The sequence below is a fragment of the Citrobacter sp. RHBSTW-00524 genome (genome assembly GCF_013747755.1).
GTDB lineage: Bacteria > Pseudomonadota > Gammaproteobacteria > Enterobacterales > Enterobacteriaceae > Citrobacter > Citrobacter braakii.
Genome location: NZ_CP056421.1, coordinates 848,296 through 873,109, shown reverse-complemented (window position 1 = coordinate 873,109; position 24,814 = coordinate 848,296). Strand labels below are relative to the sequence as shown.

The 24,814-nt window shown below is 50.1% G+C and carries 27 protein-coding genes and 1 pseudogene; 5 read left to right on the top strand and 23 right to left on the bottom strand.

Going from position 1 to position 24,814, the window contains the following annotated elements; genetic code table 11:
* Positions 1-42: 42 nt before the first annotated feature.
* The 3 genes from HV229_RS04295 to HV229_RS04285 all read right to left on the bottom strand — a co-directional run bounded on the left by HV229_RS04295 (position 43) and on the right by HV229_RS04285 (position 3,729).
* The gene (locus HV229_RS04295) at positions 43-1,662 is read right to left on the bottom strand and encodes a TraI domain-containing protein (protein ID WP_042998076.1); all 1,620 of its coding nucleotides are present in this window, start codon (positions 1,660-1,662) and stop codon (positions 43-45) included.
* 66 nt (positions 1,663-1,728) lie between these two features.
* The gene (locus HV229_RS04290) at positions 1,729-3,237 is read right to left on the bottom strand and encodes a UvrD-helicase domain-containing protein (RefSeq protein ID WP_042998077.1); all 1,509 of its coding nucleotides are present in this window, start codon (positions 3,235-3,237) and stop codon (positions 1,729-1,731) included.
* A 231-nt stretch (positions 3,238-3,468) separates the two neighbouring features.
* Complete coding sequence (locus HV229_RS04285) at positions 3,469-3,729, bottom strand: MazG-like family protein (RefSeq protein ID WP_045332302.1); 261 nt, start codon at positions 3,727-3,729, stop codon at positions 3,469-3,471.
* A 476-nt stretch (positions 3,730-4,205) separates the two neighbouring features.
* On the opposite strand from HV229_RS04285, the gene HV229_RS04280 reads away from it, so the two are divergent.
* Positions 4,206-5,288 carry an XRE family transcriptional regulator gene (locus HV229_RS04280; protein ID WP_042998080.1) on the top strand — a complete coding sequence of 361 codons (1,083 nt, stop codon included), beginning with the start codon at positions 4,206-4,208 and terminating at the stop codon, positions 5,286-5,288.
* Between the two features lie 4 nt (positions 5,289-5,292).
* On the opposite strand, the gene HV229_RS04275 is transcribed toward HV229_RS04280, so the two are convergent.
* The 10 genes from HV229_RS04275 to HV229_RS04230 form a co-directional block, all read right to left on the bottom strand.
* Positions 5,293-6,258 (bottom strand): hypothetical protein, encoded by a 966-nt coding sequence (locus tag HV229_RS04275; RefSeq protein WP_045332305.1) that lies wholly within the window; start codon positions 6,256-6,258, stop codon positions 5,293-5,295.
* Position 6,259: 1 nt separating this feature from the next.
* Complete coding sequence (locus tag HV229_RS04270) at positions 6,260-7,273, bottom strand: thymidylate synthase (RefSeq protein ID WP_229532635.1); 1,014 nt, start codon at positions 7,271-7,273, stop codon at positions 6,260-6,262.
* Between the two features lie 189 nt (positions 7,274-7,462).
* Entirely contained in the window at positions 7,463-8,395 is a 933-nt protein-coding gene (locus HV229_RS04265) for a DUF1281 domain-containing protein (protein WP_042998081.1), read from the bottom strand.
* 105 nt (positions 8,396-8,500) lie between these two features.
* The gene (locus HV229_RS04260) at positions 8,501-9,487 is read right to left on the bottom strand and encodes an ArdC-like ssDNA-binding domain-containing protein (RefSeq protein ID WP_042998082.1); all 987 of its coding nucleotides are present in this window, start codon (positions 9,485-9,487) and stop codon (positions 8,501-8,503) included.
* An 81-nt stretch (positions 9,488-9,568) separates the two neighbouring features.
* The gene (locus tag HV229_RS04255; protein WP_029591441.1) at positions 9,569-9,916 is read right to left on the bottom strand and encodes a hypothetical protein; all 348 of its coding nucleotides are present in this window, start codon (positions 9,914-9,916) and stop codon (positions 9,569-9,571) included.
* Between the two features lie 121 nt (positions 9,917-10,037).
* Complete coding sequence (locus HV229_RS04250) at positions 10,038-10,586, bottom strand: DUF3085 domain-containing protein (RefSeq protein ID WP_048231899.1); 549 nt, start codon at positions 10,584-10,586, stop codon at positions 10,038-10,040.
* A 75-nt stretch (positions 10,587-10,661) separates the two neighbouring features.
* Entirely contained in the window at positions 10,662-11,309 is a 648-nt protein-coding gene (locus HV229_RS04245; RefSeq protein ID WP_042998083.1) for a hypothetical protein, read from the bottom strand.
* A gap of 85 nt (positions 11,310-11,394) precedes the next feature.
* Entirely contained in the window at positions 11,395-11,760 is a 366-nt protein-coding gene (locus HV229_RS04240; RefSeq protein WP_006781400.1) for a hypothetical protein, read from the bottom strand.
* Positions 11,761-11,858: 98 nt separating this feature from the next.
* Positions 11,859-12,233, bottom strand: a complete 375-nt coding sequence (locus HV229_RS04235; RefSeq protein ID WP_042998084.1) for a hypothetical protein — start codon at positions 12,231-12,233, stop codon at positions 11,859-11,861.
* Entirely contained in the window at positions 12,226-12,594 is a 369-nt protein-coding gene (locus tag HV229_RS04230) for a hypothetical protein (protein ID WP_155985506.1), read from the bottom strand. The genes HV229_RS04235 and HV229_RS04230 overlap by 8 nt, the downstream gene beginning before the upstream one ends.
* Positions 12,595-13,028: 434 nt before the next feature.
* On the opposite strand from HV229_RS04230, the gene HV229_RS04225 reads away from it, so the two are divergent.
* Positions 13,029-13,661 (top strand): recombinase family protein, encoded by a 633-nt coding sequence (locus HV229_RS04225; RefSeq protein ID WP_042005150.1) that lies wholly within the window; start codon positions 13,029-13,031, stop codon positions 13,659-13,661.
* Positions 13,662-13,721: 60 nt separating this feature from the next.
* On the opposite strand, the gene HV229_RS04220 is transcribed toward HV229_RS04225, so the two are convergent.
* Positions 13,722-14,419 (bottom strand): IS1 family transposase gene (locus HV229_RS04220; protein ID WP_223852547.1). Its coding sequence is split into 2 segments (ribosomal slippage): positions 13,722-14,170 and positions 14,170-14,419, totalling 699 coding nucleotides; the frame shifts between segments, so codons are not numbered across the junction.
* A 160-nt stretch (positions 14,420-14,579) separates the two neighbouring features.
* Here HV229_RS04220 and HV229_RS26225 point away from each other — a divergent pair.
* A pseudogene (locus tag HV229_RS26225) lies at positions 14,580-14,812 on the top strand (hypothetical protein); the annotation flags it as partial.
* Here HV229_RS26225 and HV229_RS04215 read toward each other — a convergent pair.
* From HV229_RS04215 to HV229_RS04205, 3 genes are all read right to left on the bottom strand, one after another.
* Positions 14,809-15,738, bottom strand: coding sequence for an Rpn family recombination-promoting nuclease/putative transposase (locus HV229_RS04215; protein ID WP_040113343.1), 930 nt, complete (start codon positions 15,736-15,738; stop codon positions 14,809-14,811). The pseudogene HV229_RS26225 and the gene HV229_RS04215 sit on opposite strands and share 4 nt — an antisense overlap.
* Before the next feature lie 145 nt (positions 15,739-15,883).
* The gene (locus HV229_RS04210; protein ID WP_045358108.1) at positions 15,884-16,084 is read right to left on the bottom strand and encodes a hypothetical protein; all 201 of its coding nucleotides are present in this window, start codon (positions 16,082-16,084) and stop codon (positions 15,884-15,886) included.
* 32 nt (positions 16,085-16,116) lie between these two features.
* Positions 16,117-16,814, bottom strand: a protein-coding gene (locus HV229_RS04205) for an IS1 family transposase (protein WP_223335778.1) whose coding sequence is annotated in 2 segments (ribosomal slippage) — positions 16,117-16,565 and positions 16,565-16,814 — 699 coding nt in all. Because the reading frame shifts where the segments join, the coding sequence is not laid out codon by codon here.
* 339 nt (positions 16,815-17,153) lie between these two features.
* On the opposite strand from HV229_RS04205, the gene HV229_RS04200 reads away from it, so the two are divergent.
* Positions 17,154-17,654 (top strand): non-heme ferritin-like protein, encoded by a 501-nt coding sequence (locus HV229_RS04200; RefSeq protein WP_001752509.1) that lies wholly within the window; start codon positions 17,154-17,156, stop codon positions 17,652-17,654.
* A 316-nt stretch (positions 17,655-17,970) separates the two neighbouring features.
* Here the strand turns inward: HV229_RS04200 and HV229_RS04195 are convergent, their stop codons facing one another.
* The 3 genes from HV229_RS04195 to HV229_RS04185 all read right to left on the bottom strand — a co-directional run bounded on the left by HV229_RS04195 (position 17,971) and on the right by HV229_RS04185 (position 21,520).
* A complete protein-coding gene (locus HV229_RS04195; protein WP_000019445.1) occupies positions 17,971-18,951 on the bottom strand; it encodes an IS5-like element ISKpn26 family transposase in 981 nt (326 codons plus the stop codon).
* 200 nt (positions 18,952-19,151) lie between these two features.
* On the bottom strand, positions 19,152-19,616 hold the full coding sequence (locus tag HV229_RS04190) for an isoprenylcysteine carboxylmethyltransferase family protein (protein WP_042998085.1): 465 nt from the start codon (positions 19,614-19,616) through the stop codon (positions 19,152-19,154).
* A gap of 245 nt (positions 19,617-19,861) precedes the next feature.
* Complete coding sequence (locus tag HV229_RS04185) at positions 19,862-21,520, bottom strand: FAD-dependent oxidoreductase (RefSeq protein WP_045332352.1); 1,659 nt, start codon at positions 21,518-21,520, stop codon at positions 19,862-19,864.
* 160 nt (positions 21,521-21,680) lie between these two features.
* On the opposite strand from HV229_RS04185, the gene HV229_RS04180 reads away from it, so the two are divergent.
* Complete coding sequence (locus tag HV229_RS04180) at positions 21,681-22,031, top strand: metalloregulator ArsR/SmtB family transcription factor (protein WP_040115257.1); 351 nt, start codon at positions 21,681-21,683, stop codon at positions 22,029-22,031.
* 291 nt (positions 22,032-22,322) lie between these two features.
* Here the strand turns inward: HV229_RS04180 and HV229_RS04175 are convergent, their stop codons facing one another.
* The 3 genes from HV229_RS04175 to tnpB all read right to left on the bottom strand — a co-directional run bounded on the left by HV229_RS04175 (position 22,323) and on the right by tnpB (position 24,487).
* Positions 22,323-22,487, bottom strand: coding sequence for a ferritin-like domain-containing protein (locus HV229_RS04175; protein ID WP_276569464.1), 165 nt, complete (start codon positions 22,485-22,487; stop codon positions 22,323-22,325).
* Positions 22,488-22,554: 67 nt separating this feature from the next.
* The gene (locus HV229_RS04170; protein ID WP_016239903.1) at positions 22,555-24,090 is read right to left on the bottom strand and encodes an IS66 family transposase; all 1,536 of its coding nucleotides are present in this window, start codon (positions 24,088-24,090) and stop codon (positions 22,555-22,557) included.
* Positions 24,091-24,139: 49 nt separating this feature from the next.
* Positions 24,140-24,487 carry an IS66 family insertion sequence element accessory protein TnpB gene (gene tnpB / locus HV229_RS04165; protein WP_000609174.1) on the bottom strand — a complete coding sequence of 116 codons (348 nt, stop codon included), beginning with the start codon at positions 24,485-24,487 and terminating at the stop codon, positions 24,140-24,142.
* Between the last annotated feature and the right edge of the window lie 327 nt (positions 24,488-24,814).

Sequence of the window (24,814 nt, the reverse complement as noted above, 5' to 3'; positions counted from 1 at the left end):
AAATCAAGCTGCCCTTAAGGGCCCTCATGGACTGCCCCTCCTTCACAGGAAAGACAGAAGCCCGCTGTCTTCAGGGGAAGACGCTCCTCTGAAAAGGTGTGTAGTCTTGACAAGATATCCACTTACAGGTTTAAACGTGCCTTCTTTGCCAGGAGAGTGGTACAGTTTCGCTTTAATAAAACGCTCTCCCCGGCGCACCTTGTGAATATGCAGCTTCTCAAATTCCATTTGTATGGTATCCCTGCTTAGCTCTGCTCCGCTTTCTCTGATGTAAAGATAAAATATGTCCGGAACCCTGAGAAAGATGAACCCTGCAACTGCATGCGCCCTCGAATCAGGCTGATTAATGTCAATTCGCTTGCTCTTAAGTCCTTCAGAAAGCCACCTGAGAAATTCAGTGCCAGTCTGTTTTTTTATCACTGTTTTTTGTGCGTCAATGTTAATGCTGTGTAAAGGGATGTTATCCTCTACAGCGTGTTCAGGGAAAGAGTCTTCTGCTACTGTCTGATTTATCTCAGGCTTATCAGCATCTGGAAGTAGTTCATTAAGGGGGGAAAATTCTGGCTCATTTTCTGTTCTCGTACTGATTGAAGACTCTTCATCACATGCTTCAGTCCCGGTCATATCAGGCTCTTCAATGGCACTGAAAAGGCTTAGCAGCATCTCTGTATCAGCCTTCTCTGTTTCGTTTGGATCACATTCCGTACTCTCGCCTGCCTTTTCATTGCTGACGAGATTGCTGCCATCAGCCATCGGCACCGGTGCAATAGAAGATGCGAGTTGAATTCCCTGCAAATCTGCAGCTTCTGGCGATGTAGTTTTCAGTGTTGTTTCTTCTGACGGTTCTAATTCAATCTCTTGATCAGACGGCGTTTGCGGAACTGAAAGAGCCGGCTCTATGAGGGTGTTAACTTTCTCATTTGCCCCGGATACCTCCAGCGAAGGCGATTCCACCTTTTCGGCAGCTTGCTTCATTAAGCTTCTGATAAGTGGCATCGCCGGATGCTGATTCCATAAGGAACCGGCAAGATTACCCAGAGCTTCGGGATTTTCTGCCAGCCATCCTGTAGCCTCTGCTGGCATAAGTTGTCCGGCTGCCAGCGCTGCAAAAGCTGAAGAGTTGTCAGCTTCACGGAAGCGAAATCGATAAGGCGAGTCCGGAACGGTTATTCCCGGAAGCCAGCGTTTACCGTCAAGCAACTCACCCTCCAGAGACGCCAGGAGCGGCAAATGCCAGAACAGTGCAGACCAGAAAATGACCGCATTCCACATCACGTTTTGCTCTGCCTGCTCTTCTGGCGCAGCGCCGGGTGGAAACATGTATCCTTTAGCCAGTCTGACCGCACAGGTTGTGAACTGCAGCGTAAGGTCCCCGAAGCCGTCTGACTGCGACCACTTTCCCTGCTGTGTTGCCGGCACATTCTGTACCCTGGCCAGTAAGCCATGCATTGGCGTTATATAAAGCCGGTGATAAACATCCGCCGGAAGTGAGCTGTTTTCCCATATTTGTTGCAGGCAGGTTTTTCTTAACGGACTACGGCACAGCGTATCGACCGTACGCGGAGTGTGGTAGCCGGCAGGTGTGACAACGGATACATGATGTACTGGTTCCGGTTCACCTTTTGAAAACAGAAACCTCAGGGTCCTGATTCTGTCGCGCATGATTTTCTCCTGGTATAGGGCTGCCCAGTGTTGTGACACTCCTCGCGCTTCACCATAAAAAACCAGTTACTCACTCTCAGAAGTTTTTCCCGTTTCTTCGTGCCTGTCGGCGCTCTCTCCATTTCCGGACGGTACGGTTTCGTACGTCGTCTCGCGGTTTTTTCCGACTTCATCGCTCAGCCAGCGCATCAGCTCGTTAAGCACAAGCGTTCTTCTGGCCCGGGTGACAGCCACGTACAGCAGGTTAGTCTCATCCTGCCGCTCATCCTCCGAAAGAAGCGGGTCGGTAATGTCAGTAAAATCCTCACTCAGCATTACCACCGGCCATTCCAGCCCTTTGCTGCGGTGTGCGGTTGAAACCGTGACCTGAGCGTCTTTTTCATGAGTGACTACCTGACGGCGCATAATGGCCAGCTTTTGAGGGAGCGGGAAAAAGTCATCGAGCAGGCGAATAGCCTGGTTCATCTCCACGTCCTGCGTGGCTTTGGCTATCGAGCAGTACTCGTCAAAATCCCGGTAGTCCCGGCTCAGGCGCGGGGACTGCATCTTTACAGGCATATCGGCGGAGAACCAGTACAGGTCTTCCAGCTCCTCCGTTTTGTAGCCTTCAATCCCTCCGACCCAGAAGACTTTTTTTTCCATGAGGCTTGCCGTCAAGGCGCTGCCAATCACGCCAGACACCGTCCGGCTCAGTACAGCTACGTGCTCAGCCTCATCCGGGATGCTGCTGACGACGGCGTCCTGCCCCCCGTTACCCGTCACCCGCTTTTCTTCTCCGGCACGCTCCAGCAGGATGTTGGCCATCCGCGCGACCTCAGGACCAAACCGAAAACTCGCTGTCAGCCACAATCTGTCTGCCTGCGCCAGCTGAGGGGCATTGAGCGCGTTATCCGCTCCGCGAAACCGGTAAATTTGCTGGTAGCGGTCGCCGACCAGGATGACCCGGCAGGGCTGATTTAGTACAAACACACTGGTCACCGGATTGGCGTCCTGTGCCTCGTCGAAGAGGATGGTGTCCCAGCGTTTTGACAGGTCAGGATGAGAGAGCTGGAACAGTTTAAGGTAGGTGTCGTGCGTGACGGGAAAGACTGAATCAGTACGGCTCATTTCATACCAGAGGATTTGGATTGCCCCCAGAATTTTACCTGCATCGAGACCGTGGCGATCATCCTCAGACGGCAGATGTATCATTCCCGGCTCGGGATCAGCACTGCAGAGGAACATGTTCAGCCCGCTGAGCGCCAGCCGCGCCAGCGGCCAGTGGCGGGTATTGAGCTTTCTGGCCACATCCGTAATGCGCAGACTGGCTGTCAGCCGGTCACGAAAATGCCTGCCGAAACGGGCCCATGCAAGCTGATGCGACGTTTTACACTCTACGTTAAATGGGAATTTGCGTTCAGCCTCATCCCGCACAGCGCGATTATAGGCGAGGTAAAGCATCTTACTTTCCGGGTTGGCTTCAGCGTAGTTCACTAACGTGGAGGTTTTTCCTGTGCCTGCAAACGCATTTACCACAAGATGATTACCCTTCCATTCGATGATGGCGTTTTGTTCAGCTGTTGTTTTCCAGGTCATAGGGTTCTCCGGAATCTGCATATGAAGATGCCAGACTGACAGTGGCCAGAGTAAACCGATATGAAAAACCAGAAACTGTTTTAAGAAATTGAATTGCTTAAGTCTAGTGAGGAAATGTTTCTGAAAAGAGGGGGGTTACTTCATGCGGGCACACCAGTTCAGGCGAAATCTAAGTAACCTCCTCTAACATGAATGGTCAATTCCAAGAATAAATGAAAATATGAGTTTCAATCAGCTTTTTCTATCATAAAATTCAATAATTTGCATGGCTACAGCAGCTATTTGTACCATCTCCTCTCGGGCTGTGCCGGCATGCTTACCACCGTAGAAATCATGTAAAATTGACTGGTTAAATTCACCTACTTCCTCACCAAGAATCGCAGCCCATAAAAAGGGATCCAAATCACGGTTAGCACCCCATTTTTCATCCTGGCGATCCATTTCTGCTAAAACCGACATGATCGCTTTTGAAGCTAAGCGTTTATTTTTCATGGTCTTAATAAGTTAGGTTCATTTTAGATATAGACTTTACATGATTACCATCAAAGAAGCTAATAATCTATACTCAAAAAAAAGTTCAATCTTTTGAGATTATTGGATTTATTTGCTATAAAAGATTAAAACATACAGTTGAATTGAAAAATGCTCGAAATCTCATTTCAAAGCATACATCTTAGGAATTTATGTGCAAGCGAACACTTTGCTAATACCTTACTAGGTGTAAAAGTTGCAACTAAGTTGAGAGCTCGCCTTTCAGACATATCTGTGTCTGAAAAACTGACTGATCTACCTGTAAGTAGACCTCAGTTTAGCTTTATCGATAACGTTGAATATATTATAATTAAGATAGACGCTGATATCGAGGCTGGTTTCATCTGCGTCCAAAGCAAGCCCCCGAAAAATCCAGATAATACAATAAATTGGGACTTAGTCAAAAGGATTAAGCTAATGTTTATAGGTACAGAAAAATGATTGTTACTCAGGACTTTAACCCAGACTGGGTCTCCCCGCCCGGAGACACGATCATCGATCTGATGGATGAACACGGTTTGTCTGATGAGCAGCTAAGCAGAAAAATGGGACTTCCCCTGCCTAAAGGTCAAAAGCTGCTTAAGGGTGAAATTTGCCTTGATGAAGTTATTGCCACAAAATTACAGGATATTTTTAACGTCTCCATTTCCTTCTGGTTAAAAAGGGAAATGGCTTATCGGTCCCAAGTAGCTTACATCAATAATGTTAATGATGAATGGTTAGCCTCTCTTCCCGTTAAAGATATGACAAAACTCGGGTGGATTGCTAAATGCAGTTCTAAAGAGTTAAAGTTAAAAAAATGCCTAGAATTTTTTGATATTAACTCTGTCAGAGATTTTTACGATAAGATAAATACTGAAGCTCCACTTGTTGCATTCAGAAAATCCTTAAGCTTCAAGACGGAACCTATGGCTGATTTAGCTTGGCTAACACGAGCTGCACAAATCAGTAAGCAACGGGATCATGTAGCCTGGTCTAAAGAAAAATTAAAATCTCTAATCCCAGAGATAAGAAAACTAACGACAGAACCTAAATTGAGTACGTTTATTCCTGCGTTAGAACAAAAACTTGCAAGTGCGGGTGTATCTTTTGTTGTTTTGCCTACTCCAGCTGGATGCAGAGCAAGCGGGGCAACTTGCTTTTTTGAATACAACAAACCAACTGTCATTGTTAGCTTCAGATATCTGACTGATGACCATTTTTGGTTTACACTCTTCCATGAGCTAGGGCATTTAATCTTACATGATGAACTGAGCGTGCGGCTTGAAGGAGATATCGATGTTTCTAATAAAGATGAACAAGAGGCCAATCGCTTCGCTGCAGACACGCTTATACCTTGCGAATTCCGAAAGCAATTGGAAAATTGTAGTGTAAAGAACTGGAAACCTATATTGCGTATAGCAAGAAAGATCGGAGTCTCTAAAGGGATTTGCTTAGGTTATCTTCAGCATAGAGAAATCATCCCTTATACTCACCTTAATAAGTTTAAGGTGAGATATAAAAAAGAAGATATCATTTAATATTTTAACCACCGAAATATAAATACTCGCTTGGGGATTTTTGCCAGTTACATAAAGAATCCTCAAGCACTTGCATTTTTAAATAAGGAATATCCAATATTTCCGCAAGAGCTTTCAATTTCTCGTCTAATAAATCCACTCTATCCCCATTCAATTTATCTCCGTTAAACAAGAGCCTACAACCTTTTACAGGCCCAGTCGATCCGCGCAAGAATAAATGCCCTGGTTCAACATCGAGTAATGATATTTTTTTTAGCATTGTAAGATAATCAAATTTTGCAGTTCTGCCGAAAGAAAGCACTGAATTCATATTTGAATATAACAGACTGAAGAGATCTTCAGGTGTTTTAGCTATGGTTTTTGCCTCCTCGAATCGTGCTTCATGGCTTTTCGTATTTCCTATAAAGTCCAAATAAGACCTAAATACTTTTGGTATTGAACGTTTTGAATTAGCCTTTAGTGTCTCATACTTTCTATGATTGCCATATTGTCTTAGAGTGCTATTTCTGACTAATTCTTGACTAGCATCGTTATACCATTTTTCAAAACCCACAAAATCATCTGTTATCTTATACCAGCTCCATATTTCCGTTCCTAATCCGCTATAAATATCACGACACAGCTGCCATTTCGTAGATATATTTTTGCCAAAGTGAGTAGCCAAAAAAACATTCCAGCATGCTTCATCGTACTCCCCCTTATTTAGATGTATATATGCTGCACGCAATGGGTCAAATATTTCAGAATTCGGATCTGCTCTAAGTTCATGAATTTTTTTATGAGAAGGAGAAATCTTTTCTACATATTCAATCCTTCTAATACTGTCAGCGATTTGTTTTGCAAAAGTAACAAAATGCATTTCACTTTTAAGTCCTTTTAGCAAAAAATCATGTTCAGAGAAATATTCAAGTTTTTTGATAATATCTGGAACAGCAACATGACGCCTCGGATTGGTATTTTCATAGCTCATATTATCTACTCTCAAAGAAAAGTCTATAATTTGTATTAGAAAGCTGCTTTATTTCATAGTCGGCAAAAATTTTATCCACTTGATTTTTTGACTTTAGTAAGAAATAAATCTTTATTATTCTAAATAGATCCTTCCAATAATCATCAATATCCAGTGAAAAAATATCGAGCATCTTGTCTTCCCTTAACAACTTCTCGATGGTCATGATTTTGTCAATAAAATCGAGCCCACTTATATTAGGCATTTCTCTCATGAGCGGCTTTGTACTCATGAAACCTTCATTTTGAAGGTTTTTTATTTTATCAACATCACTCTTGTAAATATGCATGCTCGCAACATAATGGTGATAATTACCGAGTTCGCATTTTAGCAATCTGGCTACAAACTCCTGTAACATAGTGAAGGCAAATACATCATGTGTAAAACCCTTAAAAGCATCATTGGAACGCATATTCACAAATAACTCTAGTTTATTTTCTCTTATAATGAACTGAAGTGAAATTGTGCATGGTATATCCTTATACTCTTCTATATTTTTATCTTCAGGGACCAAATCCTTTGCATCAAAAAGTTGGATTACCGTTCTTCTTGTTGAGTTCTTTTTTTTAAGGGTATTAATGATATTCTTTAACTGGTTAATATTCCCATGCATATTCATTATACGTGGGCCATAACCACCATGTACTTTATCATCAACCTCAGCAAATTCATGATAATTAGGAATATAATGCTTAATAAAACCTAATTCATTTTGTCCAGAAAAATACCATAGCAGCTCACCTAAGCAACTGATTATTTTACTGCGTGACTCAGTTCTACTAATTCTGGATATGGGATTGGTAAGAACAAGGTAAGCCCCTAATATTTCGTAGTTTTCTCCCTTTGTCGGAGAAACTAACGAACCGTTTTCTAAGATTTCCGCATGTAGAGAATGTATCAAATCATCAATGCAATCTTCTTTGATTAAAATAGGCATAGTTTTAGTTTTTCTAATGTATTTTGTTTTTAATATCACCACCCTGCTCATGCGTCAATGAAAATGTATGTCTTTTAAGTTAAACCTTTCCTACGTTAAAAAAATTGTGCAGTACTTTCCATAACTGAGATTAACATGTTAGTCAGGAGTGTGATTCTCAAGTCATCTGGCTTTTACGATAAAAAAGCCACGGCAGAGCCGTGGCTGGGTTAACGGAGGAACAGGCTTTTACCCCCGGACCTCACGATAAGATACTGCTTCCTGAGCCGGTAACGCCGGCTCATCGCTGACGAGATAAAGCACCTGTCCGGGTTGAGGCGCGCCGGACGCGCCTTTGTGTCCGTCAACATGTTCACCGCCGTCATAGCAGTCGTAACCGCTGAGCCCGCTCACGGGCTCGCTGTAGCTGTGACGCACCTCGCAGTCAAACACCGCTGAAATTTCCCCGACAACCTCACCTGACGGTGGGAGCCAGGGCGTATCCATCTGCAGCGTAAGACTGTTTAGCGTATGGCGCTGCCAGTTGACATTGTGCCCGGCCGGCCACTCCATGCCGTACTGCCGGCAGTAGAGGCTGGTTGTGGTCGACACACCGGACATCAGCCCACCGGCACCGTTCAGCTCTGCTGCCAGCCGCGTGGGTATGACGGCCAGCATATCGCAGGGCTGGGAGCGTTCAGGATACTGGCTGAGCCGCTCCCAGGCAGTTGCGGCATCAGACTCATCGCCGGCGCTGACCAGACCAAACCAGTCGGTGTACTGTCTGGCAATCAGCTTCGCCATAACCTCACGTGCCGGGTCGGGAATATTCTTCCATTTCAGCGCACCAAGACCTGACTGGTGATACAGCCGGTCAATGGCCCTGATAGTTTCCGCATCGAGGACAGCATCCTTCAGCAACAATATCAGCCAGCTTTCAAACGCCTGATTGGCCGCAGTGGAAAGCCCTGTGCCTGCACGGACCAGCCCCTGACAGGGCGGATACGACGTGGTCCGCACCGGCTTGAGTATCCCCGCCGCGCCGGCCAGAAACAGCTTTATGCTCTGCTGCACGGCGTGGCGGTGACGCGATACGTCAGTGCCGTTTATCCACTGCAGCATGACATCGATGCAGACGGATTTACCGGTGATTTCCAGGCGGTTATGACACCATTCGGACATAGTGAATACTCCTCTTTCATAAAAAAAAGAGGACACAGCCCCGTGAGGAGCGGTGTCCTCACGGGACGGCGACAGTTACGGAATAACCGTCACCGGATAAGTTAATTACGCCGCCACAGCCTGACTTTCAGGCAGTGCCAGCAGATATTCCGACGCTTCCCGGGCATGCCGGCAGGCGCGGAACAGGGCCTTTTTGTCAGATTTCAGCACCTTCAGCCAGTGGTCCACATAGCTGTCGTGCTGAACCTCACCGAACACCCCGAGTTGGGCACACAAAAACGCACTGCCCATTTCGGCGATGAGCTCCTCAAAGGCATACACCGGATCCCCGAACTTGCGGGATGAGGAGGTTATCCCCTCCCGGTTAAGTCGCTTCGCATGACCGGTACTGTGTACCAGCTCATGCAACAGCGTGGACCAGCAGTCCGCCTCCGTAAAAAACTGCTCAGCCACCGGCATCACAATTTCATCCGTCAGCGGGCGGTAATAAGCCCGGTTCTGAGGCAGCATCCGGTGTTTAACCCCTGTGGCGTTAAACATCCGGATCACCCTGTTCATCACGTCCGGACAGAGTATGCCGTCCTCATCCACCGTCGGGGGCTGTTCAGGAGAAGCCGCAACCTCTGCCGGCAACCCCTCACACTGCTCAGCGTTGAACAGCTGCAGGGGTTTGAGCATCGGCACAGTTTCCATCAGCGGTTTACCGTCACTGTCATAAAGGCGGTTGCCTTCGCGATCCTCCGCCTGCTTCGTCCAGTCCTTATAAACCACCGCCAGGGTGGCTTTCTCTCCCTTACACACCTGCCCGCCAGCCTGCTGCGCCTGCCGGTAAGTCATCCAGCGGTTATTGCGGAAACCCTGCTCTTCCGCTGACATCCAGAGAAGCAGGACATTCACGCCGCTGTAGTGACGTCCGGTTGTGGCATTCAGGGGCAGACCGGCCAGACCGCTGCCGGAAGCCGCGCGCCACGGCTTACGCCAGGGCGCGACGCCGTTTTCCAGCGCGACAACAATGCGGTCGGTGATCTGGCGATAAAGGTCAGTCTGTTTTGCCGGACGGCGGGCCGCCTTGTGTGAAGTCGTTTTTTTCATGAGATATACCTTTAATCAGAGGCATACCCCTGCGCCGGCGGGCGCAGAGATACGCCCGTCGACGGGAAATTCAGAAGTCAGTTACCATGCGGCATAAAACCACAGGTATTCATGTTCAAAGTCAAAATCACTGAGCAGGCTTTCCAGCCTGTCACGCAGGGTGAAAACGTACTGCAGCCGGCGTTGAAGAAGCGGATTATCCTCATTACCCTCTGTAAATGTCGCAATCGCACAGTCCAGCCTCTCTTTCAGTTGCTGAATATGCTCGCGTGACAGTTCCAGACAGGTCGCGTTTTCCACCTCACCGACATGCTTATCCACCCAGGTAATCAGTGAAAAATCGCGGCTCAGTTCACACACCGGATGATACGGTGCCGGTACTGCGACGATCTGCCGGTGCTGGCTGTAGAGAAAAATATCCAGTCCCATACGGGCCTCCTTCGGTTCAGAAAGAGGCAGGAACCTTTCCGGCAGGAAAAGTCCCTGCCGGGGTGAATTAACGTCCGGTTATTCTCAGCGCACCCTGCGGGGTCACCTGCGATAACCTGGCCTACAGCCTGCCACAGGCGTTCAGAAAGGTTTGATGATCTTCAGGCTTCGCCCGCTTACAGCTGATGAAGGCCGCCTGCGTCAGCAGACGCACGGCGTTTTCACGCCAGCGGCAGAGTTCATCAGGCCCGACACAGGCACTGAAGTGACAGACTGCACTCGCCAAAAGCTGATCGGCCTTCTGGCGATACTGCGCCACTTTCACCCGGTCAGTCGCTGCGGTGAGCACCTGTATCTGTGTGTCGGTAATCAGGATCCTCAGGTCCGTCCTGCCGGACAGTACAGAGGTGGCGATCGCGTCGCTTATCGTCAGTGATTCAATGAAATCATCGCCGCCGGCAAGCAGGCGCGCCGTGTCGTACCAGTCCTCATTTTTCTGAGGGTGACACCCTGCGGCATACGCAATACGCGGCACCGGATCGTTGCCCTGCCAGGCACCGGTGGCCGGCATCAGATAAACACCCTCATCCTTTGCCAGATGAAGCTGGCCTCCCTGCATGCGGGCGGTCAGCAGGACGTTCGTCAGGTCTTTATTGTCGAAAAAAAGCATGGGGCTCTCCTGTAAAAACGGGAGAGCCGCTCCGTCCGGAGTCATCTCTCCCGACGGGGTTAAAGTCATTACTGTTTAAAACGAGTCAGATGTTTCCGCGACCCGCTTCAGTTCGTACAAATGGAATTCCGCCAGCACGAATGCGTTCCAGTCCTCATTGCTCAGCACCCGCTCACCACCGGAGAGCAGCTGCAGCAGCAGGGAATCAAACGCGCCCTCGCCTACCGGTGTTTTTAGTACCGGCTGAGGCGCGCTCAGCGTCGGTTGCTCAGGCAGGCCGAGATGTTGTTCAATCCAGCGTAACGGTAACGCCCAGCTGCGACCCTCGTCTGAAGAATGTATCCGGAAGCTGTCCGGACACAGGTTATGCAGCAGGACCATCACAACACGCGCAAAGAAATCGCAGGGCTGATGCTGAAAATCCAGCTCCTGGATACTCAGCGTATTGTGGCTGCGCTCCCGCTCAATGGTCATGTTGACCGGCCAGAAACAGCCGCCTGAATCGCCACAGAACGCCATGACATCAGCAACCGGAAACAGGTCAGCCGCGCGGTTAAGCGACGGCAGATACATATTTCCCGGACGCAGACGCACCGGCAATTGCCAGAAGGTTTCTGTTACGGCCAGAACGAAAGCATGCCAGTGACGCAACGGAACCGTGCTGACGTGCTCGATGGTGTAGACAACCGACATGGAAGCCGGGGAAGAAGACAGGTCTTTCATTGATAAATCCTCCGCGAAGAAAAAAAAGGGGGATTTATCCCCCGGACGGGAGTAAATCCCCGTCAGGGTGTGTTCTGTCTGCTGGTTACATCCGTTCGAGAGCCGCTATAGCCCGATCACACCGGGCATCCTGGATACCTTCATCCACGGCCTTCTCCCAGAAGGGCCGGTTAATTTCTTTTCCCAGCTCGTCCAGCGTGAAGAGCAGATTTTTAGACGTATCAGGCAAAGGCGGAATATCGCCTTCCCCAAGTAAAAAGACAAACCAGCCATAAGCTGTGCCGGTCCCAATGATGGAATCTTCCAGAAACGTCAGTTCATTCGGTTCATCCCGGTCCGTATGTAGATCGAGACGCTGAAATGCCCTGATGCTCAGGAGTTCACTCTCAAGCAGGCAAAGCCAGCTGAGCGTGTCCAGTGGAGTTTTAAGCGTATAAACGTCTGTGTGCATGGGTATATCCTCAGGTAAATAACGGGATATTCCCTCCGACGGAGAGATATCCCCGTCAGGGTCCACAACATTTTACGGTCACGGCCTTCATCAGCCGATCAGTTCAGTGCATATGAATCAGATTGCTCCTGATACACATATTCAGGATTAAAGCGGAGGCGTTGCAGCACAGCTAACGACAGTGGATCGGTGAGATTTATGCCAGAAACGGCCACACCATCCAGTATGTCGCCGGCCTTAACCCGGGAAGAATATCCGTAATACTGACACCAGACACAGAGTTCGGGGTCAGCTGGATCACAATCACCGAGCGGTGCGACAAAAACCTGTTCGCCACAGGAGACGTTATCTCTGAGGATTTCGCCCCGGATGAAAACGCCACTTACGAGGCCATACTGAGCGGGACATACATCCCGTCGCGTCTCAGACATCGACAGAATACGGAAAGTGACATCGTGCAGTGCTTCAGTCATGAGAATGCCCTCCGGAAAGAAAACGGTAGCGCAGGTGTGCCAGATGCTGTGCCTGACGGCAGGCATAGAGGTATGCGTTTCGACGACCTGTGATTCCCTCAGGAAAGGAAACCGGCAGGCGGTGAAATACATACTCAGCGCGGTGGCAACCTGTACGAACGGTAAGAAAGACGTTAACGCCCTGATCTTTGACAGAAGAGATATGCGCACGGACGGCATAATTGCCCGAGCCGTTGACATACCAGCTGCTGTTGCGATGCAGATAAATGAAAGATTTCAATCTCCGGACAACTGCGTCAGCAGACTGCTGAAGCTGAGTAAGGAGATGTTCAGGGAAAACCGCAGAAGAGATGACAGACATTGTGTTTCTCCATAAAAAAAGGAAACACCTGCCTGACCGGGAAGTGTTTCCCGTCGGGGAGTCAGAAAAGACAACATTCTGACTGTCTGGTTAGTACAGAAGGAACCTTTATCGTCGCGTCATAGTGCGCTTACATTGACGATATCTGCTCTCAAAGGTGTGCAGATTTACCAAAGTTTGCTCCCTTTCAGGTTGCAGGAGCTTTTTTGTAGCCACCCGAGGGCGATTCTCACAGGCTACTGAACCATTGGTGGTTGCAAAAGCAACGTATAAGCCTGTTCATTTTCAGAGCAAATGGAGCTTATGTCAACTGTGGTATCAAATGGGTATGCTCTATATATACCACCCGAAAAAATACTGGCGAATGTTATTGTTACCACATAAGTGATACCATTATAAGCAAGACCACTTAAAAGTTACCAGAAGGACAAAATATGTTCGTTTTTGGTTACCTCCGGGCATCCACTTCAGAGCAGGATGCCAGCCGCGCAAAAAATGCGCTGAAGGCATTTGCAAACCAAAATGGCCACCGTATTGCTGGCTGGTATATCGATAATGTCTCCGGTACGACAATGAACCGTCCTGAACTGATCAGGCTTCTTGGTGATGCGGAACCTGGTGATGTGATTCTCATAGAACAGGTCGACAGGCTTACCCGCCTGGATGATGCAGGCTGGGAGACACTCAGAAAGCAAATTACCGATAAGCAGCTGGCCATCGTCAGTCTTGATCTACCGACCAGCCATCTGGCGCTATCCAGCACAGTAAGTGATGACTTTACCCGAAGCATGCTGAAGGCCGTAAATGGCATGATGCTGGATATGCTCGCCGCTATTGCCCGAAAAGATTACGAAGACCGTCGACGCCGTCAGTCAGAGGGTATCAGTAAGGCGAAAGCTGAAGGAAAATACCGAGGCAGGGTGGCCGATGCACAGAAACATGAATTGATACGCACTCTGCGTCTGGCCCACGGAAAATCACTGCGTGAAACAGCCCGGCTAGCTGGCGTATCAAAGATGACAGTAATCAGAGTCTGTAACGGCAATCATAAACAGGATACTGATTGACGATACTTATTCACGTTAGGTTCAGAACAAACAATTAAGCTTATGGGTAATGACTCCAACTTATTGATGGTGTTTTATGTTCAGATAATGCCCGATGACTTTGTCATGCAGCTCCACCGATTTTGAGAACGACAGCGACTTCCGTCCCAGCCGTGCCAGGTGCTGCCTCAGATTCAGGTTATGCCGCTCAATTCGCTGCGTATATCGCTTGCTGATTACGTGCAGCTTTCCCTTCAGGCGGGATTCATACAGCGGCCAGCCATCCGTCATCCATACCACGACCTCAAAGGCCGACAGCAGGCTCAGAAGACGCTCCAGTGTGGCCAGAGTGCGTTCACCGAATACGTGCGCCACAACCGTCTTCCGGAGCCTGTCATACGCGTAAAACAGCCAGCGCTGGCGCGATTTAGCCCCGACGTATCCCCACTGTTCGTCCATTTCCGCGCAGACGATGACGTCACTGCCCGGCTGTATGCGCGAGGTTACCGACTGCGGCCTGAGTTTTTTAAATGGCGGAAAATCGTGTTGAGGCCAACGCCCATAATGCGGGCGGTTGCCCGGCATCCAACGCCATTCATGGCCATATCAATGATTTTCTGGTGCGTACCGGGTTGAGAAGCGGTGTAAGTGAACTGCAGTTGCCATGTTTTACGGCAGTGAGAGCAGAGATAGCGCTGATGTCCGGCGGTGCTTTTGCCGTTACGCACCACCCCGTCAGTAGCTGAACAGGAGGGACAGCTGATAGAAACAGAAGCCACTGGAGCACCTCAAAAACACCATCATACACTAAATCAGTAAGTTGGCAGCATCACCCGGGATATGAACAAGCCAGAACCGCACTTTTCTAGCCTGTATCTCCATCGATGACTCATCGCTTTTTTACTGGATTGTGCCCGACTGAGAAGCTGCTAACTGGGGGCCGGTCGGAATGCTGTGGCGCTCAGTGCGGGTGTGAACGGCATTTATCTCTTACGAGCCAATCTCTATGTCGCTTTACAGATAAATCCGTTGACAGCGTGTCTGACGGGGGAATGTGGCGAGGTGATGAAGCTGTTTAATCGCTGTGGCTGGCTGAACTTGAGTCTGGTGACTCCCTGCCCCACCAGTATTCGCTGATGACCAGACAGGGAGTGCCAGGAAAGGGTGATTAGTGGCGGATCTGCGCCAGGTCGTCTTCAGTCAGACCAGTCATTTTTATGACGGTATTGCGGTCAATGCCGTTCTGGAGCATGGTTCGTGCAATTTTAAGGGTGGCTTCGCGCTCGCCTTTTTCAATGCCGCGTTGTTCACCGAGCTGAATCCCCTTCTCGATGCCCTTCTGTTCAAGCTGTTGTGCGATGGTCATAAGTGCGTCTCCGTGTTGCGGCACACGCTGTGCCAGTTCGCGTACAAAGGCTTCGGCGTCGGATGTTTCGCCTGCCTGCACTATATAGTGTACCAGCGATATCACCTGCGATGAAGACAAGTATCCCGCCAGCAAGATGGGTGCCAGCCGGTCGACCAGTTCTGCCAGGTCCCGCTGGTGAATATGCTTTTGCAGTAAAGTCAGGGCGGCCATGCTGCGATGGCCAGCGATTTCATCATCCGGAATGATCGTAACGTCTACCAGCGGGAAAGCGTTGCTGTAGAGTTTGCCTGCCAGCTCGGGAGCGTCAAATTCATCCAGCCAACGAGTAGAGTACGGATACGGGCTGCGCTTACCCGTATAGAACAGCACCGGTATCACCAGTGGCAGTTTTTTATGCCCTGCCTCCAGGTGGCGCTGCATGGCGGCTACCGCATAGCGTATGAGGCGGAAAGCCATATGTTTGTCCGGCGTTGACTGGTGCTCGACCAGAACATGAATATAGCCGTCGCCGGCTGTAGTTTTCAGGCTATAGAGGACGTCGCTGAAATACTGGCGGAGATCATCCTCAACGAACGAGCCTGATTCCAGTTTCAGCGTGCTGAGATCGCAGACTGCTCGCAGCTCTGCAGGCAGGTGGATTTCCATGAAATCCCGGGCAATATCCGGTTGCGTCAGGAACTGCCTGAACGTGGCATCGTGAGGAGTGGGTGTGCTGTTTTTCTTCTTCATCTGCCCTGGCTCTGAAAAATGACCCGGAGATGTTATCACAGCCTGGAAAAAGCTAATATTGGCGGTGAACGGAATTGCCATTCCTTCAGGGGGCCGTTCCGGGGTGGTTCGGTCCCCTCCCTAAACCATCTTTACTCATCATCAATTACTGCCTTAGCAACTTTCTTCCCTCTCTCAGATATTCTAAAACCTCTTCTCTCCGTCCTTCTGCGGCAGCTGTATATAATGTCGCGATACCGCTGACAGCCTGATGGCGGGTTATACTGCCTTTACTGAAATCATCCAGAACAGTACAAAGGAATTCCTCCAACAACTCCTGTTCTCTTTGAGATATTCTTTCAGCCATATTCGCTCCATAAGCTTGGTAATGACTCCAACTTAATGATAGTGTTTTATGTTCAGATAATGCCCGATGACCTTGTCATGCAGCTCCACCGATTTTGAGAACGACAGTGACTTCCGTCCCAGCCTTGCCAGATGTTGTCTCAGATTCAGGTTATGTCGCTCAATGCGCTGAGTGTAACGCTTGCTGATAACGTGCAGCTTTCCCTTCAGGCGGGATTCATACAGCGGCCAGCCATCCGTCATCCATACCACGACCTCAAAGGCCGACAGCAGGCTCAGAAGACGCTCCAGTGTGGCCAGAGTGCGTTCACCGAATACGTGCGCCACAACCGTCTTCCGGAGCCTGTCATACGCGTAAAACAGCCAGCGCTGGCGCGATTTAGCCCCGACGTATCCCCACTGTTCGTCCATTTCCGCGCAGACGATGACGTCACTGCCCGGCTGTATGCGCGAGGTTACCGACTGCGGCCTGAGTTTTTTAAATGGCGGAAAATCGTGTTGAGGCCAACGCCCATAATGCGGGCGGTTGCCCGGCATCCAACGCCATTCATGGCCATATCAATGATTTTCTGGTGCGTACCGGGTTGAGAAGCGGTGTAAGTGAACTGCAGTTGCCATGTTTTACGGCAGTGAGAGCAGAGATAGCGCTGATGTCCGGCGGTGCTTTTGCCGTTACGCACCACCCCGTCAGTAGCTGAACAGGAGGGACAGCTGATAGAAACAGAAGCCACTGGAGCACCTCAAAAACACCATCATACACTAAATCAGTAAGTTGGCAGCATCACCCAACAGTGCCCCTAATCGTGTTCAGCAGAATAGCCGGAGGAAGTTTCCTACTGTCGATAAGAAAGGATTGGCACAGGGAGTGTGAATATCGAAACACCATCACAGAATAATGCCAGATAGAAATGCGATAGTAGGGTTGGATATTTAAATAAGGAGCATCCCGACTTAAAATGAATATGACTGCGTAACCAGGCGCAATAAAAAAAGCGAAAGAATCGCTTTTATTCTGGTTGTTTTTTCGAAGAGTGACCGTTTTCTGAGATGACAAGAAATAAGGAAGTCCTATGATCGCTAGCGGAATAGTTCAAAAACTGAATGCGCAAATGAATCAGGAGTTTTATACCTCAAATTTGTATCTTCAGCTCAGCCAGAGGTGCAGCGAGAATAGCCTTAATGGCACCGCACTATTTTTGCGTCATCAGGCGCAAAATACGGTGACGCAAATGATGCGCATGTACGAATACATCAAACAGAGCGGCGCCACGCCGGTGTTACAGGAGCAACACGCCCGGTGCGGTGAATTTTCCACGCTGGAAGATCTGTTTGAGCAGACGGTAAGCGATTACCAGAAGCGCATTAATGCGCTGACCTCTTTGACGGAAGACGCCCAGGCAGCAAACGATAAGTCAGCGATTAACTTCCTGAAGCGATACAGAAAAGAGGAAATCGTGGACGGGACGCTGTTGCAAATCATTCTGGATGAAGTCCGCAGCGCTAAAAAAGCGGGCATCAACATGCAGCAAACCGACCACTATCTGGTTGGCGTGATCGATCGCTATCACTAAATCAATTTCGCAGTACGAGGAGGTTTTACGCCTCCTCAGAAAATCTGTTTTACATCAGAAACAGAGGTTTATGCCAGTGAACATTTGATACCCAACACGTCATAGTGATTTTTTAACTTAGCGTTTTTATATCGTGCCAAAAATGTCTCTGCTTGTGTCTTTATATTAAGGAAGGTGCGAATAAGCAGGTCATTTCTTCCCAAGCTGACTCGCTGATTAAAATTTCGCGGATCTGGGCCGATTTTTTTCCCGCAAACACATCGAATCAGCCTATTTAGGCTATTTTTTCCACCATTTCTGGCGTTATTTCCGGTTTTTACTGAGATCTCTCCCACTGACGTATCATTTGGTCCACCCGAAACAGGTTGGCCAGGGTGAATAACATCGCCAGTTGGTTATCGTTTTTCAGCAGCCCCTTGTATCTGGCTTTCACGAAGCCGAACTGCCGCTTGATGATGCGAAACGGGTGCTCCACCCTGGCACGGATGCTGGCTTTCATGTATTCGATGTTGATGGCCGTTTTGTTCTTGCGCGGATGCTGCTTCAAGGTTTTTACCTTGCCGGGACGCTCGGCGATCAGCCAGTCCACATCCACCTCGGCCAGCTCCTCGCGCTGTGGCGCTCCTTGGTAGCCGGCATCGGCTGAGACAAATTGCTCCTCTCCATGAAGCAGATTACCCAGCTGATTGAGGTCATGCTCGTTGGCCGCGGTGGTGACCAGGCTGTGGGTCAGGCCACTCTTGGCATCGACACCAATGTGGGCCTTCATGCCAAAGTGCCACTGATTGCCTTTCTTGGTCTGATGCATCTCCGGATCGCGTTGCTGCTCTTTGTTCTTGGTCGAGCTGGGTGCCTCAATGATGGTGGCATCCACCAAAGTGCCTTGGGTCATCATGACGCCTGCTTCGGCCAGCCAGCGATTGATGGTCTTGAACAATTGACGGGCCAGTTGATGCTGCTCGAGCAGGTGGCGGAAATTCATGATGGTGGTGCGATCCGGCAGGGCGCTATCCAGGGATAATCGGGCAAACAGGCGCATGGAGGCGATTTCGTACAGGGCATCTTCCATGGCACCGTCGCTCAGGTTGTACCAATGCTGCATGCAGTGAATACGCAGCATGGTCTCCAGCGGATAGGGCCGTCGGCCATTGCCCGCCTTGGGATAAAACGGCTCGATGACAGCGGTCATATTCTGCCATGGCAGAATCTGCTCCATGCGGGAGAGGAAAATCTCTTTTCGGGTCTGACGGCGCTTAGTGCTGAATTCACTATCGGCGAAGGTGAGTTGATGGCTCATGATGTCCCTCTGGGATGCGCTCCGGATGAATATGATGATCTCATATCAGGAACTTGTTCGCACCTTCCCTAAGGTACCAGCACTGGCTCAATGGCTACATACGGCACCTGGTTTACGATTACGATATAAAAGCTCAAGGATGATGAATTCTTTTCTTTATGATTTCGACGTTATTTGTCTCCTGCAACACCACGGGGTTGCTATAACCAGCGACGAACCCGTTGGGTATAGCGTTCCCATTCCAACCCGAAACGTTTTCGAAGCTGTACCTCTTCAACATGGATATGTAATCTGGCTACTACAAACATAAACAACGGTACAGCAAGTATCCCCACCAGGCTGCCAAAGCAGAGAGCAACGGATAACTGGAGCCCGCTCATTCCAAGGTAAATAGGGTTTCGACTCCATGCGTAACAACCGACAGTTACCAGCTTGGTGGTTCTATCCGGATGAATCGGATTAAGCGTCGTGCCGTTCGTGCTCATCTGCCAAGCGGTGTGCAGTATCATGGTAATACAAACACCGGTCAGCAACACGCTTAGCACTATATTCACGATGTCGAAGGTAAAACGCGGGATTGCAGTCAACACATCAGTGACGAAAAACAGCAATAAGATGAGTGGGGGCGGAAACCATACTCTCAATCGAGTCACGAAGTTACGCATTACACAGACCTATCTCTGAACTAAGCAGCCTGAAGGCTGCAAAATGAAAATCCAGTCCTTGCCATTCCTATAGTGACCATGAATCTGACATTATACGCCTGATCTGAAAAGTTATTTTTTTCATAACTGTCCTTATAACGGTGCGGGGTCAGTCCACACCTCTGTTCAGGTGAACAAATTCAGCAGACCACTTCACTGTTAAACCTGTGGCGATTCAGGGTGCCATGTGTATGGCACCTCATCTCTTATTTACTTATTGACTCCGTTACCGCCTGCCAGGTTATAAAGCCACCACTCAGATTATATGTCCTGAAGCCGTGGGCCTGAAGAATACGGTATGCCACATGCCCGCGCAGGCCACTCTGGCACCCTATAAAAATCTCTTTATCTTTAGGCACTTTTTCAAGATTCTCCCGCAGGGAATCCAGTGGAATGGATAGCGCGTCAGGATATTCGCCAAATTGTTTCAGTTCTGCAGGAGAGCGAATATCAAGTAAACAATAACTACCCGGTACCCGTTGTAACACATCGCGGACATGACAGATGACCGTATCTCCCTTGATGACATTTGCCGCCACCATTCCAGCCTGGTTAACAACGTCCCTTGCACTGTTAAAAGGAGGAGCATAAGTCAGCTCCAGATGCTCAAGATCGTTGACGGTAAGTCCCGCACGCTGTGCGACAGCCAGGACATCGATGCGTTTATCAACCCCTTTTTTCCCTGACGCCTGGGCCCCGAGAATTTTGCCAGTATCGGGGCTGAACAGCAGTTTAAGACTGATCATCGTTGCCCCCGGGTAGTAACCGGCATGATCAGCAGCATGGACGTAAACCTTCTCGTATCGGGTGCCGTGGGCTTTCAGTTGCTTTTCATTCGCACCGACGCTGCCAATACTCAGCGAAAATACCTTACAAATGGATGTCCCCTGACTGCCATGGTAAAGGCTGTGGTGATCAAGCATGTTATCAGCAGCAATGCGTCCCTGGCGGTTGGCGGGCCCAGCCAGAGGAATATTAGCGGGTTCCTGAAAAACAAGGTCAGGTGTTTCAACTGCATCCCCCACGGCGTAGATGTCAGGGATACTGGTCTGCATACAGGCATTGACACTTATGCCTCCACGTTTACCCACTTCGAGCCCGGCTAATGTGGCAAGGCTGTTCTCAGGTTTTACCCCGATGGCGAGAATAACCATGTCGGTCTGCACAAAGCCACCGTCAGACAGTGCAACGCGGAATCCCGTTTCTGTCCGCAGTACCTCGGTGAGTGCCGTTCTGAGACGCAGATCCACGCCATGATTCCGGATTTCCTGATGCAGGACTGATGCCATTTCAGGATCAACCGGAGCCATAACCTGTTCCCCCATCTCCAGCAGAGTGACACGGATCCCCCGTTCGCTCAGAGCCTCCATCACTTCAAGTCCGATGAACCCCCCCCCGACAAGCGTGGTGTGAGCTACGTTATGTTGCTCAATCCACGCCAGGATAGCATCCATGTCAGTAAGATTTCGGAGCGTAAAGACTCCCTCTTGCTGTAGCCCGGGCAAAGGAGGGACAACCGGCGCGGCTCCGGTACTGAGGAGCAGACGATCCCATACTTCGGTATGGATCTCGCCTGAGATCAAATTATTAACTGTTACAGTTTTATTAACCGGATCCACTGACGTCACTTCATGGCAGGTACGGACGTCTATGTTAAAGCGGGATTTAAAATCCTCCGGAGTCTTAAGAATAAGTGACTGCCGTAAGGGAATATTTCCGCCTATATGATAAGGCAATCCACAGTTGGCGAAAGAGACATCGCTTCCCCGTTCAAACACAACAATACTGACATCCTCTGACAACCGGCGAGCCCTGGCTGCAGCGGATGCGCCACCGGCAACACCACCAACTATCACTATTTTCATTACATCCTCTCTGTTCACTCGGGGCAAAATGCCTACCAGATATAATTAGTTACCCGGGTCAGCTGGACGCTGCAGACCTGGCGAACACGGTGGCAAAATTATGCCACTATCAGTATACTAAAATATATTATATAAAAACACATAATATGAGAAATCATCAATGCAAATGAATGAAGACACAAAACGTCAGACTGATATGAAAAATGCGGCCCTGAGGGCAGCGGATGTTTTACGGGGACTAGCCAACAGCGACCGGTTGCTGTTGATGTGCCAGTTAAGCCAGGGAGAAGCGAATGTGTCCGAACTCGAAGCGGCGGTCGGGATTACTCAGCCGACGTTGTCTCAGCAGCTTGGCGTCATGCGCCGCCTGAAGCTGGTTGAGACCCGACGGGCTGGTAAAATGGTATATTACCGTATCGGGGATAACCGGATCATGACGTTGTTAAATACCTTATATACTCTTTACTGTCCGCAGGCCGGGACAGGTAAAGGAAACCATAACAACGAATAATATGATTCTGCTTTCTCTGCAAACCGTTTTATCAGTGGATCATAAACTTGTTGAGGCTATGAAGTGCCTGGACGAAACTGTAACGGGAAAACGACAGTGATTCGGATATACCCGCCGGCAATCCCTTTCCGGACTGTTTAATCACTTGCCCGCTCACAGGTTTACTGGTTGATTTATCGGTTTTTATACTATTCCGGTCAGATAAAAGAGCCACAGGCACGCAGTGATACTGCTGCGTCAGAAATGGCCTGTGGCTGACAAACTGTTTATCTCTGCTGCTACCGGGTGACATCATTCAAGCAGGCTACGCAACATCCAGGCGGTTTTCTCATGCAACTGGATACGTTGTGTAAGCAGATCCGCAGTGGCTTCATCATTCCCACTATTAACGATCGGGAATAAAGAGCGTGCGGTTTTAACCACGGTCTCCTGGCCCTGGACAAGATTTTCAATCATGTTTTTTGCTGCCGGAATATCCTTGTGTAAGCGTGCAGTGAGAACCGTATTGACGAAGTGAAGCTGGTCAGGCAGGCAGAGTAACCCGCCACGGGAGCAGAGCACCCACCCGGTTCACAGGCCAGTCGGCGATGACATCAAGTACATAATGCAGATAGCGTTCCGGATCCACGCCGTTTAATTTGCACGTCCCGATAAGACTGTACAGTGACGCACCGCGCTCACCACCATGATCCGAGCCGAAGAACAGCCAGTTTTTTCTCCCCAGACTGACCCGTCGTAGGGCGTTTTCGGCAATGTTATTATCCACCTCCACCCAGCCATCTTCTGCATAGCGGATCAGCGCCGGCCACTGGTTCAGCGCATACCCGAACGCCTTCGCCAGTTCTGAGTGCCTTGAGAGGGTTTTCTGTTTCTCCCGCAGCCACCCCTCCAGTGACGCCAGCAGCGGCAGCACTTTTTGGTGCCGGACTGCCTGCCGTTCCTCTGCTCTTTTACCTCTGAGCTCCGACTCGATGGCATACAGCTCGCCGATCCGTTTCAGCGCCTCCTCCGTCAGGGCTGACGGGGTACGGACGTGAACATCGTGGATTTTTCGGCGGGCATGGGCCCAGCACGCGGCTTCCTTTATATGGCCGTCGCGGTAGAGCTCGTTGAACCCGGCGTAGGCATCAGCCTGCAGTACGCCACTGAAGCCTGCAAGATGGGTCTGAGGGTGGATACCTTTTCTGTCCGGGCTGTAAGCGAACCACACTGCGGGGGCCAGCGCTGATCCGGCGTTGCGGTCGTCTCGAACGTACGTCCATAAGCGCCCGGTCTTCGTCTTCTTATTGCCCGGCAACAGCACCGGGACAGGCGTATCGTCAGCATGGAGTTTGCCGTCGGTCAGGACATAGTGCTGAAGGGCTTCATCCAGCGGTGCCAGCAGACGACAACACGCATCCACCCAGCCCGACAGTACAGAACGACTCAACACTACACCCTGGCGGGCATAGATCTCCGACTGGCGATACAGCGGTGTGTGCTCTGCATACTTTGAGGTCAGCACTCGGGCCAGCAGCCCCGGTCCGGCGATCCCCCGTTCGATGGGGCGCGAAGGAGCCGGGGCCTGAACGATGCGATCGCACCGACGGCAGGCATGCTTTTCACGGACTGTCCGGATAACCCGGAAGGCGCTGCGCATCAGCTCCAGCTGTTCGGCGGCATCCTCACCCAGGTAACTCAGCGAACCACCGCACTCCGGGCAACACGGCTCAGTCGGCAGCAGCCGCTTCTCATCCCGTGGGAGTGACTCAGGGAACGGTTTGCGGGTGCGGGTCTGACGCAGCGGGCGCTGCACTGCCGGGTCATCCACCCGGCCGGTCAGCGTATCGCTTTCCTGCTGCAGCAGGTTCAGGTCAGCTTCCATTTGCGCGATACGGCGGGATACCTTTTCGGAACGACTGCCGAAGTTCATCCGGCGCAGCTTATCCAGTTGCGCCTGCAGATGGTCTATTTCGCGTTCCCGGTTGCTCAGCTTTTCCTGCAGGGCGTGGATCAACGCTTCCTGTTCGGCCAGGCGCTGTTTCAGCAGAAGGATGTCGTCAGAAGAGGTGTCGTTCATAAGCCTGTATTTTACCAGGCTTATTCTGCGACAACCAGGATAAAGAGCGCTACAACATGGTCAGGGATGTCAGTAACCGCTTTGGCTGTCGCCAGTCGATACCTTCCATCAGCATCGCCAGTTGCGCCGGCGTCAGGAACACTTTGCCATCGCGGGCTGAGGGCCAGGCGAAGCGACCACGTTCCAGTCGCTTTGTCAGCAGGCACAGACCATCGCCGGTGGACCAGAGCAGTTTTACCTGACTGCCGCTGCGTCCCCGGAAGATGAAGACGTGGCCGGACATCGGGTCATCTTTCAGCGCGGTCTGCACCTTTGCGGCGAGGCCATTGAAGCCGTTGCGCATATCGGTGATACCGGCAACCAGCCAGATTTTTGTGCCTGCGGGAAGATTTATCATACCGGCCCCCGCATCAGTTCGCGCAGGACAGTGCTCATGAGTTCAGCAGAGGGATGAGTCAGTGTTATTTCTCCTCCCCGACATTTTATGTGGCAGGTAGCGGGAGGAGAGCAGGATGGTAGTTCGAAGGTTGGGAGAGAAGAGCCCGCCTGAAGCTGCACGGGTATCAGGGCAGGAAGCGACGATGAGTTTTTTCGGGGCCGACAGACCCGCCCTTCACGCTGCCAGAGCCTTATCCATTTAAAGAGCAGGTTATCATTGACGTCATGTTTCCGGGCCAGTGCGGCAATACTGCCTTCTTCTTCAAGAGCCAGCCTGACCAGTTCC